Origin of the sequence: Streptomyces sp. NPDC017676 (assembly GCF_044329325.1) — a bacterium.
Lineage (GTDB): Bacteria > Actinomycetota > Actinomycetes > Streptomycetales > Streptomycetaceae > Streptomyces.
On record NZ_JBIRJA010000024.1, the window covers coordinates 34744 to 51378 of the forward strand.

11 protein-coding genes and 1 pseudogene are annotated in these 16635 nt (G+C 71.8%); 5 read left to right on the forward strand and 7 right to left on the reverse strand.

The features are described 5' to 3' along the window. Positions 1-124: 124 nt before the first annotated feature. Positions 125-1051: a 5-dehydro-4-deoxyglucarate dehydratase gene (gene kdgD, locus ACH4LD_RS37660; RefSeq protein WP_398058336.1), complete on the reverse strand. Its 927-nt coding sequence runs from the start codon at positions 1049-1051 to the stop codon at positions 125-127. 190 nt (positions 1052-1241) lie between these two features. Next, the gene (locus ACH4LD_RS37665; RefSeq protein WP_398058337.1) at positions 1242-2423 is read right to left on the reverse strand and encodes a mandelate racemase/muconate lactonizing enzyme family protein; all 1182 of its coding nucleotides are present in this window, start codon (positions 2421-2423) and stop codon (positions 1242-1244) included. A gap of 374 nt (positions 2424-2797) precedes the next feature. On the opposite strand from ACH4LD_RS37665, the gene ACH4LD_RS37670 reads away from it, so the two are divergent. The 3 genes from ACH4LD_RS37670 to ACH4LD_RS37680 all read left to right on the forward strand — a co-directional run bounded on the left by ACH4LD_RS37670 (position 2798) and on the right by ACH4LD_RS37680 (position 6131). Then, positions 2798-3676, forward strand: a complete 879-nt coding sequence (locus ACH4LD_RS37670; protein ID WP_132789200.1) for a LysR substrate-binding domain-containing protein — start codon at positions 2798-2800, stop codon at positions 3674-3676. Positions 3677-3874: 198 nt separating this feature from the next. Beyond that, entirely contained in the window at positions 3875-5278 is a 1404-nt protein-coding gene (locus tag ACH4LD_RS37675; RefSeq protein ID WP_398058338.1) for an MFS transporter, read from the forward strand. A gap of 208 nt (positions 5279-5486) precedes the next feature. Beyond that, positions 5487-6131, forward strand: a complete 645-nt coding sequence (locus tag ACH4LD_RS37680) for an HAD family hydrolase (RefSeq protein WP_398058339.1) — start codon at positions 5487-5489, stop codon at positions 6129-6131. A gap of 904 nt (positions 6132-7035) precedes the next feature. On the opposite strand, the pseudogene ACH4LD_RS37685 reads toward ACH4LD_RS37680, so the two are convergent. The 3 genes and pseudogenes from ACH4LD_RS37685 to ACH4LD_RS37695 form a co-directional block, all read right to left on the reverse strand. Continuing rightward, positions 7036-7542, reverse strand: a pseudogene (locus ACH4LD_RS37685) (response regulator transcription factor); the annotation flags it as partial. Between the two features lie 249 nt (positions 7543-7791). Next, a complete protein-coding gene (locus tag ACH4LD_RS37690) occupies positions 7792-8424 on the reverse strand; it encodes a DUF6461 domain-containing protein (RefSeq protein ID WP_398058340.1) in 633 nt (210 codons plus the stop codon). Between the two features lie 140 nt (positions 8425-8564). Next, a complete protein-coding gene (locus tag ACH4LD_RS37695; RefSeq protein WP_398058341.1) occupies positions 8565-9470 on the reverse strand; it encodes a hypothetical protein in 906 nt (301 codons plus the stop codon). 232 nt (positions 9471-9702) lie between these two features. On the opposite strand from ACH4LD_RS37695, the gene ACH4LD_RS37700 reads away from it, so the two are divergent. Beyond that, positions 9703-12837: a tetratricopeptide repeat protein gene (locus ACH4LD_RS37700; RefSeq protein ID WP_398058342.1), complete on the forward strand. Its 3135-nt coding sequence runs from the start codon at positions 9703-9705 to the stop codon at positions 12835-12837. Between the two features lie 269 nt (positions 12838-13106). Here the strand turns inward: ACH4LD_RS37700 and ACH4LD_RS37705 are convergent, their stop codons facing one another. After that, entirely contained in the window at positions 13107-14000 is an 894-nt protein-coding gene (locus ACH4LD_RS37705; protein ID WP_398058343.1) for a helix-turn-helix domain-containing protein, read from the reverse strand. Positions 14001-14320: 320 nt separating this feature from the next. Here ACH4LD_RS37705 and ACH4LD_RS37710 point away from each other — a divergent pair, with 320 nt between their 5' ends. Next, the gene (locus ACH4LD_RS37710) at positions 14321-14746 is read left to right on the forward strand and encodes an organic hydroperoxide resistance protein (protein ID WP_398058344.1); all 426 of its coding nucleotides are present in this window, start codon (positions 14321-14323) and stop codon (positions 14744-14746) included. 187 nt (positions 14747-14933) lie between these two features. On the opposite strand, the gene ACH4LD_RS37715 is transcribed toward ACH4LD_RS37710, so the two are convergent. Further along, positions 14934-16589 (reverse strand): ABC-F family ATP-binding cassette domain-containing protein, encoded by a 1656-nt coding sequence (locus ACH4LD_RS37715; RefSeq protein WP_398058345.1) that lies wholly within the window; start codon positions 16587-16589, stop codon positions 14934-14936. Between the last annotated feature and the right edge of the window lie 46 nt (positions 16590-16635).

Below are 16635 nucleotides of genomic sequence, written 5' to 3' on the forward strand. Positions count from 1 at the left end.
CGTTCTCGTCGGCCTGGCGGTCGGCCCCGGCGCCGGCAACCCGTGCGGTGCCGTGGGAGGGGTCGAGGGGCCGGCCGGTGCGGGCGTCGAGGGAGCGTGTTCCGGCGCCCGCACCGGGCGGGGGTCAGGCGGTGGCGGCGGGCAGTTCGGCGATCAACCGGGTGAGCTCGTCGAGCTCCGGTGCGCTCAGGTCGGTCAGGGGCGGGCGGACGGGGCCCGCGCTGTGGCCGGTGGCGGTCATGCCGGCCTTGACGATGCTGACCGCGTAGCCGGGCTGCCTGTTGCGGATCTCGGTGTAGGGGAGCACGAAGTCGGTCAGCATGCGGGTGACGGCGTCGTGGCGGCGTTCGCGGACGGCGGTGTAGAAGTCGAGCGCGAAGTCGGGCAGGAAGTTGAAGATCGCCGAGGAGTAGGTGGTGACGCCGAGTTCCAGGTAGGGCAGGGCGAACGTCTCGGCGGTGGGCAGGCCGCCGATGTAGGTGAGGCGTTCGCCGAGGCGGGTGTAGATGCGGGTCATGGTGTCGATGTCGCCGACGCCGTCCTTGTAGCCGATCAGATTGGGGCAGGTCTCGGCGAGGCGGGCGACGGTGTCGGCCGAGTAGACGGCGTTGGCGCGGCTGTAGACGACGACACCGAGGGACGTGGAGCGGCAGACGGCTTCGACGTGGCGGGCCAGGCCCTCCTGGCCCGCTTCGGTGAGGTAGGGCGGGAAGAGGAGGAGGCCGTCGGCGCCGGCCCGTTCGGCCGCGGCGGCGAACTCGGTGGCGGTGGTGGTGCCGTAGCCGGCCGGGGCGAGGATGGGGGTGTCGTCGGGGGCGCTGTCCGCGGCGGCGGCGACGACGCGCTCGACCTCGGTGGGGGTGAGGGAGAAGAACTCCCCGGTGCCTCCGGCCGCGAACAGGCCGCCGACGTCGTACTTGGCGAGCCGGACGATGTTCTCGCGGTAGGCGTCCTCGTCGAAGGACAGGTCGTCCCTGAAGTGGGTCACGGGGAAGGACAGCAGTCCGGAGCCGAGGCGGCTGCGCAGTTCTGCCGGGGTGTAGGACGTCATGGGTGTGCTGCTCCTGAGGGACGCAGGGTCGGGTGGGGTGGGCCGCGGGGGTGCCGGCCGGAGGTGAACCGGCCGGCCGGGACGGGTGGTGCCGGCGCGGACAGCGCGGCTGTCCGTGACGCGTGCTGCCCGCGCCGGGACTGGGCGTCCGCCGCAGCCGGAACTCTGCGGCCGACAGGGAACCCGTCCGTCAGGGGCGGGAGCCCACTTCGTGCGAGTCGGTCGTCCAGGCGCGGGCCTGGTCGCTGAGGGTGAAACCGAGGCCGGGCCGGGAGGAGACGTACATGCGTCCGTCGCGGATCTCCAGGCGCTCGTTGAACAGCGGCTCCAGCCAGTCGAAGTGCTCCACCCACGGTTCGATGGGGTAGGCGGCGGCCAGGTGGAGGTGGATCTCCATGGCGAAGTGGGGGGCGAGCTGGAGCTGGTGGTGCTCGGCGAGGGTGGCGAGCTTGAGGAACTGGGTGATGCCGCCGATGCGGGGGGCATCGGGCTGGATGACGTCGCAGGCGTTGTGGCGGATCAGCTCGACGTGTTCGGCGACGCTGGCCAGCATCTCGCCGGTGGCGACGGGGGTGTCCAGGGACGAGGCGAGCGCGGCGTGGCCGGCCGCGTCGTATGCGTCGAGGGGTTCCTCGATCCAGACCAGGTCGAACTCTTCCATGGCGCGGCCCATGCGCTGGGCGGTGGGCCGGTCCCACTGCTGGTTGGCGTCGACCATGAGCGGCACGTCGTCGCCGATGTGTTCGCGTACGGCGGTGAGGCGGGCCAGGTCGAACTTGCCGTCCGGGTGTCCGACCTTGATCTTGATGCCGCCGATGCCGCTGCTCAGGGATGCGTCGGCGTTGTCCAGCACCTGTTCGGTGGGGGTGTGCAGGAAGCCGCCGGAGGTGTTGTAGCAGCGCACGGAGTCGCGGTGGGCGCCGAGCAGCTTGGCCAGGGGCAGGCCGGCACGCTTGGCTTTGAGGTCCCACAGGGCGACGTCGAAGGCTGCTACGGCCTGGGTGGCGAGGCCGCTGCGGCCCACGGAGGCGCCCGCCCACACGAGCTTGGTCCAGATCTTCCCGATGTCGCTGGGATCCTCGCCGATCAGGTTGTCGGCGATCTCGCGGGCGTGCGCGAACTGGCCGGGGCCGCCGGCGCGCTTTGAGTAGCTGAAGCCGATGCCCTCGTGTCCCTGCTCGGTGACGATCTCGACGAAGAGGAAGGCCACCTCCGTCATCGGCTTCTGACGGCCGGTGAAGACCTTGGCGTCGCTGATCGGTGTGGCCAGCGGCAGCGTGATGGAGGACAGGCGCAGCCAGGCGATGCGGTCGAGGGTGGCTTCGCCTGCGGTGGGCCTGGTGTGCGCTGTCGTGTTCGTCGTGGTCACCACTTCGTGTCCCTGGGTTGGCGCGGGTTGGACAGGTGCGGGGCCGGATGAGGATGCGCGGCGGCCCGGCGTGCGGACGTGCGTGGGGGGCGGTCGGCCGGGCGGGGGAGGGCTGGTCCGCCCGCGTGCGGCCCGGAGAGTCCGGGGCTGCTACGGGCAGCGTCCGCAGGGGTGCTGTCTGCGGCGATCGATCGGGCTGTCGATCGGGCGGTCGCGGCGGTGCTGTGCCATGGTGCGTCTCTCCTGTGGCTTCTCCGCGCCGCCGCGGACGGGCGTGCGGGGCGAGGAGCGCCTGTGTCGGACAGGTCCGACGCTACGGTCGCGATCGATTCACGTCCAACATAAGTTTTGGATGTGGCGATACAAGGAGAGCATCGTTGTTCACATTGACGCAGCTGACGTGTTTCGTGGCCGTGGCGGAGGAGCTGCACTTCACACGGGCCGCGGAGCGTCTGAGCATGACCCAGCCCCCGCTGAGCCGGCAGATCCAGCTCCTGGAGGGCGAGTTGGGGGTGAAGCTGCTGGACCGCACGAACCGGACCGTGCGGCTGACTCCGGCCGGCCGCTCCTTCCTCGCCGAAGCGCGCCGTATCGTGCGCCAGGCCGAGCACGCCGCCCTGGCGGTGCGGCGGGTCTCCACGGGAGAGGCGGGCTCGATCGCCATCGGGTTCACGGCCGCCAGTGCCTACTCCGCGCTCGGTGAGCTGCTGGAGAGCGCCCGTCGCGGTCTGCCGCGGGTGGAGATGCTGCTGCACGAACTGGTCACCCGCGACCAGTTGGAAGCGCTCAGCGAGGGCTCGCTCGACCTCGGCCTCATCCGCCCGTCCGCGGTCGGCCCCGACCTGACCGCGCGCACCGCGGTCCGGGAAGGGCTGGTGGCCGCGCTGCCCGCCGACCACGCCCTGGCCGCCGGCGAGGGGCCCATCGAGCTGTCGGCCTTCGACGGGCAGGACTTCCTGATGTACTCCCCGACAGAGGCCCGTTACTTCCACGAGTTGCTGCTCACCACCTTCCGCGGTGCGCAGGTGCGGCCGGTGTTCACCCAGTACCTCAGCCAGGTCCACAGCATCCTGGCCCTGGTCAACATCGGCTGGGGCATCGCTCTGGTTCCGGAGGCGGCGGCCGGGATGCGGCCCACCGGAGTCGTGTACCGCCCGCTGCACCTGCCCGGTCATCCGCGGCCGGTCGAACTGGACTACGTGTGGCGCAAAAGCAATGACAATCCCGCGCTGCATGCGCTGTTGCGGCTCCTGTGACCGGGGCGCCCGCCTTCGGCCGACATGTACTCGGCACGCGCCCGTCACAGACGTGTCATACAAGGAATGAATTGCAAGCAACAAAATTGGACATGGACGTGAATCGAAAGCGTCTCTACGGTCAACTCAGCCACCGGTTCTGTGGCTCGGACCACACGCGGCAGCGCAGCCGCATCACCTAGGTCTAGGAGACCGACCATGCCCGCTCTCGACCGGCAGGACGAGCCGGCGATCGCCGTCCCCACGGCCACCGCCACGGCAGGCCGCATCAGGTATCTGATTCTGGCCATGCTGTTCGTCGTCACCACGATCAACTACGCGGACCGCTCCACCCTCTCCATCGCCGGCGACTCGATGCAGAAGGATCTGCACATCAGCTCCGGCGAGCTCGGCGTGCTCTTCTCCGCCTTCTCCTGGTCCTACCTCATCGCCCAGATACCCGGCGGCTGGCTGCTGGACCGCTTCGGCTCCAAGAAGGTCTACGGCATCGCGATCTTCCTGTGGTCGGTGCTCACCATGCTCCAGGGAGCCATCGGCTTCTTCGCCGGAGCCGCGGTCGTCCTGCTGTTCATCCTGCGCTTCGCCGTCGGCTTCGCCGAAGCCCCCTCGTTCCCCGGGAACTCACGGATCGTCGCCGCCTGGTTCCCCACCCGTGAGCGCGGCTTCGCATCGGCCCTGTTCAACTCCGCCCAGTACTTCGCCACCGTCGCGTTCGCCCCCCTCATGGGCTGGCTGGTCACCGCCATGGGCTGGGAGCACGTCTTCACCGTGGTCGGCGGCGTCGGCGTCGTCCTGGCCCTCGTGTGGACGAAGGTCATCTACGCCCCCCGCAGCCACCCGCGCATCGGCAGCGGCGAACTCGACTACATCCGCGGTGGCGGAGCGCTGGTCGACCTGGACGCCCCCACCGCCGAGGAGGACATGCGTGCCAGGAGCGCCACCTCCGGCAGGCGGAATCTGCGGCACATCGCCACGCTGCTGAAGAACCGCACCACCCTGGGCGTGTTCGTGGGCCAGTACTTCATCAACACCATCACCTGGTTCTTCCTGACCTGGTTCCCCGTCTACCTGGTCCAGGAACGCGACATGAGCATCCTCGAAGCAGGCTTCGTCGCGTCACTGCCCGCCCTGTGCGGCTTCGTCGGCGGTGTCCTGGGCGGCTGGCTCTCGGACCGCCTCGCGCGGGGCGGCACCGGGCTGACCGCCGCCCGCAAGATCCCCATCGTCACCGGGCTGCTGCTGTCGACCACCATCATCGTCTGCAACTACGTCACCGCGTCCTGGCTGGTCGTCCTGATCATGTCCCTCGCCTTCTTCGGCAAGGGCATGGGCGCCCTCGGGTGGGCGGTCATGTCGGACGTCTCCCCCAAGCAGATCGCGGGCCTCGCCGGAGGCCTGTTCAACACCTTCGGCGCCGTCGCCGGCATCGTCACCCCCCTCGTCATCGGCTACATCCTCGACGCCACCGGCTCCTTCGACCTCGCCCTCGCCTTCGTCAGCGCCTGTGCCGCCATGGCCGTGGTCAGCTACCTCGTCATCGTCCGGGACATCGAGCGCGTCGAACTGCCGGAAGAGGCGCACGACCGGCCCAGCGCGACCTGACGGACGACGCTCACCGAGCGGAACCCGCCACGCGAGGACGCGGCCTCCGGGAGCACTCGGCCCGGAGGCCGCACCTGCTCTTCGGGGGCGGCGGTTCCCACGGCCGCGTAGGCGCACGTTCGAGAGGTCCACGGTACGGCGGGCAGCTCCGTCTCGTCATCCGGGTCGTCTCTGGCTGCCGGCGGACCCGGCCGGGTAGGGTCCGCCCGTGAGACTCGCGATCTTCGATCTGGACGGCACGCTGGTCGACCGCACCAGTGCCGTCGCCAACGCCATAGCCACCCTCAGCCACGACCACGGCTACGGGCCGGAGATCGAGAGCTGGCTGCTGACCGAACTCGCCGACCGCGCCGAGCGGGCCGACTTCGACCGCCTGCGCGCCGCCTTTCCCGTCGCCGAGAGCAGCGATCACCTCTGGCGTGTCTACATCGACCGCATGGCGTCCGCCGTCACGTGCCGTCCCGCCGTGCTCGACGCGCTCACCCGCCTCAAGGACGCCGGCTGGAGCATCGGGGTCGCCACCAACGGGGCCAGCGACATCCAACGCGCCAAGGTACGGGCCACCGGGCTCGCCGACCTGATCGACGGCATCGCCGCCTCCGGCGACATCGACGTACGCAAACCGGACCCTAGGCTGTTCGAGCTCGCGGCCGCCCGGTGCGGCACCCAACTCACCCCTGGCGACTGGATGACCGGCGACGACCCCGAAACCGACATCACCGGCGGCTACAACGCCGGCCTGCGCACCATATGGGTCCGCGGTCGCACCTGGCCCGACGGACTCGACACACCCCACCACACCGTCGACGACGTCATCGAGGCCGTCGACCACCTGCTCACCCACTCCCGGTGAGGCCGGGCCCGCCTGGGGGAGCCGGTAGCGCCGCCGGTTTTCGCGGCCGGTGGGTCCCCACGTCGTCCGCGACCGACGCGAGGTTCGCGAAGCCCACCTGAACCGGGCATCCAGCACCGTGCTCACGCGGCGTCCGGCCCGCGGGAACCCGCGCACGCGCCCGAACGCGCCGCGGGTGGGGGCGCTGGACGCCGGCTGGCCATGGCGGAGACCGGGCCGGAGTTCTCCCGCCGAACCGCTCGAACGGCAGGTCCCGTCCAGCCCGCACGGGATACCGCCCGGGTGACAGCCCGCACCAGCACGGCACGCCGCTTCGGCCGGTAGGCCGGCGCCTCCACCGGTTCTCCCGCCGAACCGCTCGAACGGCAGGTCCCGCCCAGCCCGCACGGGGGCCACCACCCGGGTGACAGCCCGCACCAGCACGGCACGCCGCTTCGGCCGGTAGGCCGGCGCCTCCACCGGTTCTCCCGCCGAACCGCTCGAACGGCAGGTCCCGCCCAGCCCGCACGGGGGCCACCACCCGGGTGACAGCCCGCACCAGCACGGCACGCCGCTTCGGCCGGTGGGCCGGCGCCTCCGCCCCGGCCCTCGTGGCGGACCGTGCACGGCGTGCGGACGGCCATGCCGCTCGGGCCACGCGGGACGAGATCCGGCAGCGCGGTGACCGAACGGCCCCGACCGCCCACCGGTCCGTCGGCCGGCAGCGGACCGGCCCCGGCGGGGGCGCGCCCCGGGTCCCGGGCGTACCTGAGACCGCGACAACCGGGCGGTCGCTGCCGGTGAATCCGCCCCAGCGCGGCGAGAGCGGCCCCTTTCCGCGTCACCTCGCGAGCGCCGTCGCGTCCGTGGAGGGGCCCAGGTGTCCCCGGTGCACGCGGCTTCCGGCGCGCTGGAGGTGGACGACGTCCTTGGGTGCCAGGGCGACGGGTGCCTGGTGCAGACGTACCTGCCGGGTGCGGCGGTTGATGGTCGGCGGGCCGATCCGCTGGACGCCCAGCGTCCCGGTCGCCGCCGGGTCGTCCGAGGGATCCGGTTCCGTACGGCGGGTGTCCGCGTCCGCCGGCCGGGCGCGGCGGGTGACGGCGCGGATCCGGGCGACGAGTTCCCGTACGCCGAAGGGCTTGGAGACGTAGTCGTCCGCACCCAGTTCCAGACCGAGCACCCGGTCCACCTCGTCGTCCCGGGCAGTGATCATGATGATCGGCACGGACGAGCGGGACCGGATGGCACGGCAGACGTCGAGGCCGTCCATGTCGGGCAGGCCCAGGTCCAGCAGCACCATCGCCGCCTCCGCCGCGACAAGGCCGTCGGCGCCCGTTCTGGCGTGTTCGACGGTGAAGCCGAAACGGCGCAGTCCCTCCGTCAACGGTCCGGCCACCCGGTCGTCGTCCTCGATCAGCAAGACACGCATGCCGCAAGGCTCACAGACCTTCGCGGGAGGACGGGGAGCAAACGCCGGAACCTCCCCCGAGCCAGTGCTCCTCCACGCCCGGTGTAACCGCGGAAGCGCGCCGATACGACGACATCCAGGGCATGGACAGCGCGGAGCAAACGGGGAGTCAAGGGCGCGGGCGTCCGGGGTCCGGTCGCCCTGACGGCAGCCGAAGATTGGCAACCGTCACGCGGCGGTCCTCGACGGACGTGTCCGTCCGGGTGCGGGTCACGCCGGTTCCAGCAGAACGGCCGGCAGTGTCCCGCTCACGATCGGCCCCCTCGGCAGCGAGAGCCCGAAGAACTCCTCGACGACGCCCAGCGCGGCCCGGTGGACCTCCCTCCGGTTCCGCTCCGGGTCCGGGAGACCGGCGGCCGTGAGCCGCTCCTGCAGTCGAGCGGCAGTGGCGGGATCCCCTTCCACCTTCTCGTAGCCCCATGATCCGTCCAGGTGCAGGTTGAAGGCGGCCAGCAGCCGACCGTCGTGGAAACAGGCGAACTGGGGAGGCACCGGTTTGCCGTTCTCCTCCTCGTACTCCAGGAGGCAGACGTGCGCGCCGCCGCGCGACACCGGTGCCATGGGCCCGAACTCGCCCTGCCAGCCGCCGTACGCGACCGCGTACGTCCAGACCCCCGCGGAGCCCAGCCGCAGCCCGACGTCGTACTGGTCGTCCATGAGCTCCAGCAGCGAGGTTCCCGTGTGCTCCCCGACCGGCACCACGACGTGCTCCGTGCCGTACAGCAGGGTCGCCGCGAGACGCGCGGCGAGTTCGTCCGGGGAGAGTCCGCGGGCGAGTACCACGTGGTACCCCCCGAACGCGATGGACTGCCGGTCAGCGAGCCAGGTCGTTCCGTCCGTCATGACCGCCATCCTGACCGCTGCCTCTGACAACGCATGCGGCGAGCCCGTGCTTCATGCACCCGGGGGACTTGTGGTCCCGCACACGTTCCCAGCCCCGCGGACTGTCAGGACACGCCGGCGAACCAGGGCCTCGGCGCGCGTCACAGGAGCTCGGCGAGCGGTTCGACGGTCTGCCAGTGCTTGAGGTACTCGACGGCCGCGTGCGGGTTCGTGTTCCGGTTCTTCACCAGCCGGGTGCGCTCCAGCACGGCGTCGTTGTCCGGGAACAGGGTCCGCAGCCGCAGCGTGGCGACGATGAAGTCATCGCGGTCGGCGACGTTCACCCAGCGCTTGACATGGCCTGGCGAGCGCAGTGGCTGTGGGCGCAGCCGCCGGCGGATGATGGAGCGCAGGCCGAGCGGGGACCCGAAGGTGATCAGCAGCGGCAGCGGCTGTCCGAGCCGGTGCAGGGCCTCGTAGGCGACGACGGTGCCCAGGGAGTGGGCGAGCACCGCCTTGGTGTCCGGGGTCACCCGGGACAGCACGGCCTCGATCGCACCCTCGCGGACGGTCTCGTCGTTCAGGTACGCCGCCACCTGTCCGAGGTGGAACACGCCGGTGCTGCTGAGCGCGGCGAACCCGGAGCGGGCGACGGGGCCGAGCCGCCCCAGCATCGCGACGAACATCCGCAGCGGCTCGGTGGGACCCTGCTCGGCGCCGACATCGACGCGCAGTTCGTCCAGGGCGCGGGCGGCTTCGGCACGGGCCGCCGGATCGGAGGCGTGTTGCTGGATGTTGTCGATGATGTCTGCGGCGACGTCCTCGCCAGTCGCCGCCATCGGAGCGGGCAGCGGCACGTCCCAGTCGTCCCGCGGCACGTAAGGCGCGTACAGGTGGCGGTAGTGCGCCATGGCCGCTGAGACGGAACCGTCCTCCAGGCGGGCGGCCTGCTCGGCGCGGCCGTTGTCCCGCAGGGTCCGTGCCAGCGCGCGCATCCAGTCGCCGTGCAGTTGTTCCTCGGTCTCCTCCTCGGGACCGATGCCGTGCACCATGACCAGCTCAGCCATGTGTCTCCGTTCGACCGGCGCCGTGCCGTGCACGTGCGCGTCCGTTCCGTCCGTGCGTCCGTGCGTCCGTGCGTCCGTGCGTCCGTGCGTCCGTGCGTCCGTGCGTCCGTGCGTCCGTGCGTCCGTCGCCAAGACGCGTAGCGGCGGGCAGAAAGTTCCTCGTCGGTGAAGTTCTTTCCCAACACCTCGGCATTCATGGTGAGTTGACCGGCCCCTGCCCGATAATGCCCGCGTGACGGATGAGCGCAGAGCGTTGGTGATCGCCTCCCACTGGGACGCCCGAGAGGAGAAGCCGCAGAGTCGGCTGGACCTGCTGGAGGCGTACGCGGCGGAGCTGAGGGAGCTCCTGCTGGATCCGCTGCGCGGTGACTGCGAACCGGCGTTCGGCGACGGCCTGTTGCTGAATCCGCGGACGGTGGACGAGGTGACCTCGGGGCTGGCCGAGGCGTTCGAGGAGGCGTCGGCCGACGGAGTGCCCCTGGTGCTGGGCTTCCTCGGGCACGGCCACGTCGTCCGTGAGGGCGAGTTCCTCTTTCCGGTCCGCTCCACCCCTGATGCGCCCGGTCCCGAGACGGCCTTCGACCTCCCCTCCGGGCTGGGTGAGCTGGTACGTCGCCACGGTGGCGTCCGTGAGCTGACAGTCGTCATCGACGCGTGTCTGTCGGGGTATGCGGGGCTCTTCGCCACGCAGAGGTGGTTCAGACCCGCCATGCAGACCGGTCGGAAGATCGAACTGCTGACGTCCTCGGACGGCCGGGTTTCCTACGGACTTCAGTTCTCGGGGGCTCTGAACCGGCTCGTCCGGCAGGGGGACATCCGTCTCGAACAGATCCTGCGCACCCGGTCGGTACGGCAGGCGGTGGAGGCCCGCCTGACGCGGCAGGTGCCGCAGGCCACCTCGTACGACGGCGGCGGGGGCGGCGGCGGGGGCGCTCCGGAGGTCCCCCAGGACACCTGGCTCGCGCACAACGTGGCGTACCAGCGGGAGCTGAGTGTGCTGGCGGGGTCGGTCGACGGAGGCGTGCTCATGCCGCCGCTGCGGTATTTCCAGCCACCCGCGGAACTGGGGGAATTCGTCCGGACGGTCCGCCGGAACCGGCTGGTCGCCGTGTTGGGCACCATGGGCACCGGGAAGTCCACGCTCGCCTCGGCGCTGTGCCGCGCGGAGCTGCTGCCGCCGGAGGAGGCGGACCGTGCCCCGACCGTCTGCGGGCTCGTCCGCCTGGACACCACCCGCTGGACCGCCGGCTCGGTGTGGTCGCTCTTGTCCGACCAGCTGAAGAAGTACCTCCCCGGGTTCGCCGGAGCGAAGAAGGCGTACAACTCCCGTGTGCCGGAGAGCCGGCGGACGCTGCTGCCGCGCGCGGTGGCCGAGATCGGCGGGCCGCTCGGGCAGATGGAGCCGTGCGACCCGGTGCGCGTGATCGTGGACGGACTCGATCAGGTCGACGCCCCGCACCGCCCCGGGCTCGTCCGTGAACTGGCCGCCATGGCCGACGCGGCACCGGAGTGGTTCGGCGTGGTCGCGACGGTCCGGGACGGGGTGCCGCTGCCCGATGACTGGCACCGCGCGCCGGTCCCCGCCCCCGGGGAGGAGCAGCTGCGGGCCTACCTGCGCACGGCCCAGCACGCGTCCGGGCGGACACAGAACGCCATCCTTCAGCAGGCGGACGGAAACTGGCAGGTCACCCGGGTGCTGGGCGAGAGCGGCCCACTGGCCCGGACCGGCCGGGTGTCCTTCACCGAGATGTACCGGGAGACGCTGCTCACCAAGAGGGCGCAGGTCCAGGGCGGGCGCGGCGGCTGGCTCGACACCGTCCTGGTCGTGGCTGCCGCCGCCGGGCCGAGCCCCACGCTGCCCCGTCCACTGCTCGCGCGGGCGTCCGCTGAGCTGGGCGGTCCCGTGGACGACGAGGCACTGGATCAAGTACTGGACCTGGTGCCGGGGCTGGTGGTGCGCTCACCGCACCCGACAGGAACCGAGTTGTTCGGCGTGCACCACCCTTCCCTGATCGAGTACGTGCGGGAGGAGGAGGATCTGGTGGCCGGCCATGGGGCCCTGTGCCGGGTGCTTGAGATCATGGCTCCCATGGATGAGCATGCGCCCGAGGACCCCCTGCACGCCTACGCCGAGCAGGCGGAGCCGGAACACCTGTGGCAGGCGGCCGTGGACGAACCGGCGTTGTACGACCGGCTGCTGGAATGTCTGGAGCAGCGGCCGGCGGCCGAGGCGACGGTCAACCGGGCCCGGTGGGCGGCCTGGGCGGACCGGCTGGCGGAGCGTCCGGGCGCCGACTCACCGGTCACCCTGCATGCCCGGGAACGGGCCGCCTACTGGACGGGGAAGGCGGGGGCCTACAGCCGCAGCCGCGAGCTGTACCGCGATCTGCTGGAGGACCAGCGGCGCGTGCTCGGCGATGACGATCCCCGGGTGCTCCAGGTCCGGTACCGCATCGCGTACGCGACCGGCGAGATCGGTGACTTCGCCGACGCGGTACGACTGCACCAGGCCGTGCTCGACGACCAGATCCGGGTGTTCGGCGCCGACGACCCCCGCACCCTGAAGAACCGGCACGACATCGCGTACTGGACGGGCCGGGGCGGGGACATGGCACGCGGCCTGCGACTGCACGAGGAACTGCTGGAGGACCAGCGCCGCGTGCTCGCGCCGACGGACCAGGCGGTGCTGGAGAGCCGCCACTACATCGCGTACTGGTACGGGATGCTGGGCCAGTACGACACGGCGCTGGCGCTGCACGAGGAGCTGCTGCGGGACCGGATCGCCGTGTTCGGCGAGGACCACGCACAGGTGCTCTTCAGCCGCTTCAACATCTACAAGTTCCTCGGCGAGTCCGGGCGGCGGCAGGAAGCACTCGACGGCTTCCGCGCGCTGCTGCCGGACGTGCGGCGCATCCGCGGCGAGGACCACCCCAACACGCTGCTCGCGCGGCTCAACATCGCCCGCTACACCTGGGAACTGGGCGACCCGGCGGGCTCCCTGGCGCTGCACGAGGCACTGCTGGAGGACCAGCGGAAGGCGCTCGGTGACACCCATCCCGCCGTGCTCATCACCCGTTACAACATGGCCATGCTCAAGTCCGAGCTGGGCGACCCGACCGTCGCGCTCGCCGAACTGGACGCTCTCCTGGAGGAGCGGCTGGCCCGCTACGGCAATCCGCTCCATCCCGAGGTCATCAGGACCAGGTTCGGGCGGGCCCAGGTCGTCGCGCGGCAGGGGGACGTCCAGGGCGCCGCGGCGCTGCTGCGGGAGGTCCGAGACGACCGCGCCCGGGTCCTCGGCGAGAGCCACCCGGACACGCTGGCCGCACAGGCGGAGCTGGAACGGTTGTCGGCCACGGGTCTGTGAGACGGTGCGGAGTGCGCCGGCGCACACGGTCGGTGGAGGACATCAGCGGATACAGGAACCGGTGCGGACCGGCGAACGGCAGTTCCGACTCGGCCTCCATTGCCGCCGCACGGATCACCCTGTACTCCTGATCGGTGGCGGGTTCGGCCACGTCCCCCACTCCCCTCGGCCCTGAACCAGCCGAGCCCTGAACCAGCCGGGCCCGGACGCCGCCGCGCCCGTGGGGGCGGATCACGGCAGGTCCAAGGGCGAGCCACGTCGTCGCCCCCTCACCGCGGCGGCGTACTCCCGCCGCTCGCCCGCGTGTCGTGCGGCTGTGGGTCGTGGGTCCAGGAGGCGAGGATGCCCAGCGCGTCGTGGGAGGGGCTGCCGGTTTCGGCGGTCAGGACCATGAGGCGCTGTCCGGAGCCGTCGGGATCGGTCCACGTGTCGCAGTCGAGGGTGAGGTCACCGACGAGGGGGTGGCGGTAGCGCTTGGTGCCGTGACTGGCGCTGCTGACGCGGTGTTCGGCCCACCAGGTGCGGAAGTCGGGGTCCTGGGCGGTCAGTTCGCCGACGAGGGTGGCGAGGTCGGTGTCGTCCGGGCCGGCCGCGGCCTCCATGCGCAGGGCGGCGACGGCGTCGCGGGCGTCGTGCTCCCAGTCCTGGTGCATGCCGCGGATCGCGGGGTCGGTGAACAGGAGGCGCAGGTAGTTGCGCCGGTCGGCCGGGACGGCGGCGAAGTCGGTGTAGAGGGCCGCGGCCGCCTGGTTCCAGGCGAGGATGTCCAGGCGTCTGCCGAGGATCAGCGCGGGGGTGTCGCGGAGTTGGCCGAGCAGGCGTCGCATGGCGGGCCGTACGTGCTGGGCGGGCCGGCGGCGAGCGGTCCGTGCGTCGCTGCGGCCGGCCACCTCGTACAGGTACCGCTGCTGGTCGTCATCGAGGCGCAGGGCTCGGGCGAGGGTGGCGAGCACGGGGGCGGAGGCGCGTACCCGGCCCTGTTCGAGACGGGTGTAGTAGTCGACGCTGATCGCGGCGAGCCGGGCGGCTTCCTCCCGGCGCAGTCCCGCGACGCGGCGGGGGGAGGCCGCCGCCTCGGGCAGACCGCACTGCTGTGGCGTGAGCTGTGCCCGGCGGGCTTTGAGGAAGGTGCCCAGTGCACGGGGGTCCACGTGTGAGGTCATGTCATCCGTTTTCGTGGCGCACACCTGGAAGGTGTGTCGGCGGGGATCGGGGTGATGTCGACATACGTCACCGTCTTGACTGGTGATGAGCATGTCATTCACTCAGTCACCTGTCAAGGCTGCGAGGAGGTGGTCGAACTGCAATTCGAGGGGTCGTCGGCGTTCACGGCGGCCTGAAGGGAGCTGCAGGCCATCACCGCCTTGACTGGTGACGAGCGAGACTGCCATGCTTGCGTCACCTCCTAGACCGGTGATGCATTGGCGTCCTGGTCAGGAGGTACACGCCGAAGACCCATCCATCCAGATCGGAAGTCCCAGCCATGGCAGTCAGCTACACCGCCGTTGTCGACGTCGACGGAGAGGGCCGCAACGGCGGCCGCGTCCAGTCCTCCGACGGCTTGCTGGAGACCAGCCTCGCCCTCCCGAAGGAGCTGGGCGGCGCCGGTACCGCGACCAACCCCGAGCAGCTCTTCGCCGCCGGCTGGGCCGCCTGCTTCCTCGGCGCCCTCCGCCGCGCCGCCACCCTGCGGAAGATCCGGCTGACCAGCACCACGATCACGGCCGAGGTCACCCTCACCCACGGCGACGACGGGGAGTTCTCCCTCTCCGCGGTCCTCGCCCCGGTCCTCGGCGGCGTGGACCAGGCCACCGCCGAGGAACTGGCGCACGCCGCCCACCAGATCTGCCCGTACTCCAAGGCGACGCGCGACAACGTCCCCGTCACCATCAACGCCACCGCCGCCTGACGCGCCCCTGCCCCGACCGCGGGTCCCGTGCCCTTCCCGCACGGGACTCGCCCGGCGTCTCCACCATCGGCCCGGTGAACCCGGGCGGTGTGCCCGCCCTCCTACGGCACCTCGCGCACCGGGCGCGGACCAGGGGACCAGGGACCAGGCCCCGAACGGTGTGCCCGGCGGGCGGGGTCAGCAGCGGCTACAGGCCGTCGTCTCCTCCTTGCGCCGCGCGTGCCCCCTGCTCCAGCCGGAGTTCGCGGCCCTGCCAGCGCCTCCGCAGCCAGCGGTCGTGGCTGGCGACGACGATCGCGCCGGGACCGGGGCCGAGCGCGGCCTCCAGCTCGTCGCACAGGGTGGGGGACAGATGGTTGGTGGGCTCGTCGAGCAGCAGCAGCTCGGGCGGGCGGGCCACCAGCAGGGCCAGCGCGAGCCGCCGGCGCTGCCCCACGGACAGCTGGCCGACGGGTCTGTCCAGGTCCGCCTCGTGCAGCAGACCGAGCGAGGTCAGCGGCACCTTCTCGGCCCGCTCGGCGCCCAGCGCCTGCTCGTAGGTGTCGCGGACCGTGCGGTCGGGCCGGTCGAACGCGGTGTCCTGGGTGAGCAGCCCGACCGTGAGACGGCGCCGCCTGCTCACCTCGCCCTCGGCCGTGAGACGTCCGGCGAGCACGGCGAGCAGCGTCGACTTGCCGGCCCCGTTGCCGCCGGTGACCAGCAGCCGGTCCGTCGCCGTCACCTCCAGACCGTCGAGCGCCAGCCGGCCCGGCACCCGGACGTCCCGCAGGGACACCAGGGGCCGGGGGCCCTCCGAAGCGGGCGCGGACAGTTCCCCGGCCGCGAACCTGAGCGGCCGGGGCGGCTCGGCGACGCGGGTGCGCTCCAGCTCGTCCAGCCGCCGGGCGGCGTTGCGCACCCGGCGGGAGATCTGGTTCTGCACCCGGCCCGCCCGGTGGCCGTAGCCCATCTTCTCGTTGTCGCGCCGCTCCCGGTCGGGCGCGAGGCGGTGCGCGGTCACGCCCGCCTGGTACCGCAGTTCCTCCAGTTCCTGCCGCTCCTCGGCGTACCGCCGCTCCCAGCGTTCCCGCTCGGCGCGCTTCTCCCCCAGATAGGCGCTGTAGGTGCCGCCGTAGCGGACCGGACCGTCCACCGCGGGGTCGAGGTCGATCAGATCGGTGCAGACGGCGTCCAGGAACGCCCGGTCGTGGCTGGCGACGACCACGGCCCCGGGCAGGCCGCGGATCTGCTCCTCAAGGAAGGCGGCGGCGCCGTCGTCGAGGTGGTTGGTCGGCTCGTCCAGCAGCAGCGCCGACGGCCTGCGCACGAGCAGCGCGGCCACCGCCAGCCGGCCGCGCTGCCCGCCGGACAGCGAGCCGAGCGTGCGGTCGTGCCCGAGGGCGCCGAGACCCAGACCGTCCAGCACCAGCGCCGCGCGGCGGTCGGCGTCCCAGGCCTGACGGTCCTCGGCCTGCTCAAGCCGCCTGCCGTAGGTGTCGAGGAGTTCCGCATGGCCGGGGTCGCCCTCCGGGACGCGGGCCAGCTCCTCGCCGAGCCGTTCGAGCTCCGCCAGGTCCTCGCGGGCCTCGCGCAGCGCCACGTCGAGCACCGCGGCGATGGTCGAGCCGGCGTCGAAGGGCATCTCCTGGTGCAGGAAGCCGAGATCGGCGGGGCGCGTGACGCTCCCCGCGTCGGGTTCGTCCACGCCGGCCAGCACCCTCAGCAGGGTGGACTTGCCGGCGCCGTTCTCCCCGATCAGGCCGATGCGATGGCCCGGGGAGGCGGTCAGACAGACACCGTCGAGGACGCGCCGGCCTCCCAGGACGCGGACGAGGTCGTGGGCGAGCAGAGCGGGTCGGGGCATGGGAATCCGTCCAACGTGATCGGTGGTCGGCCCGCCGGGCGCACGG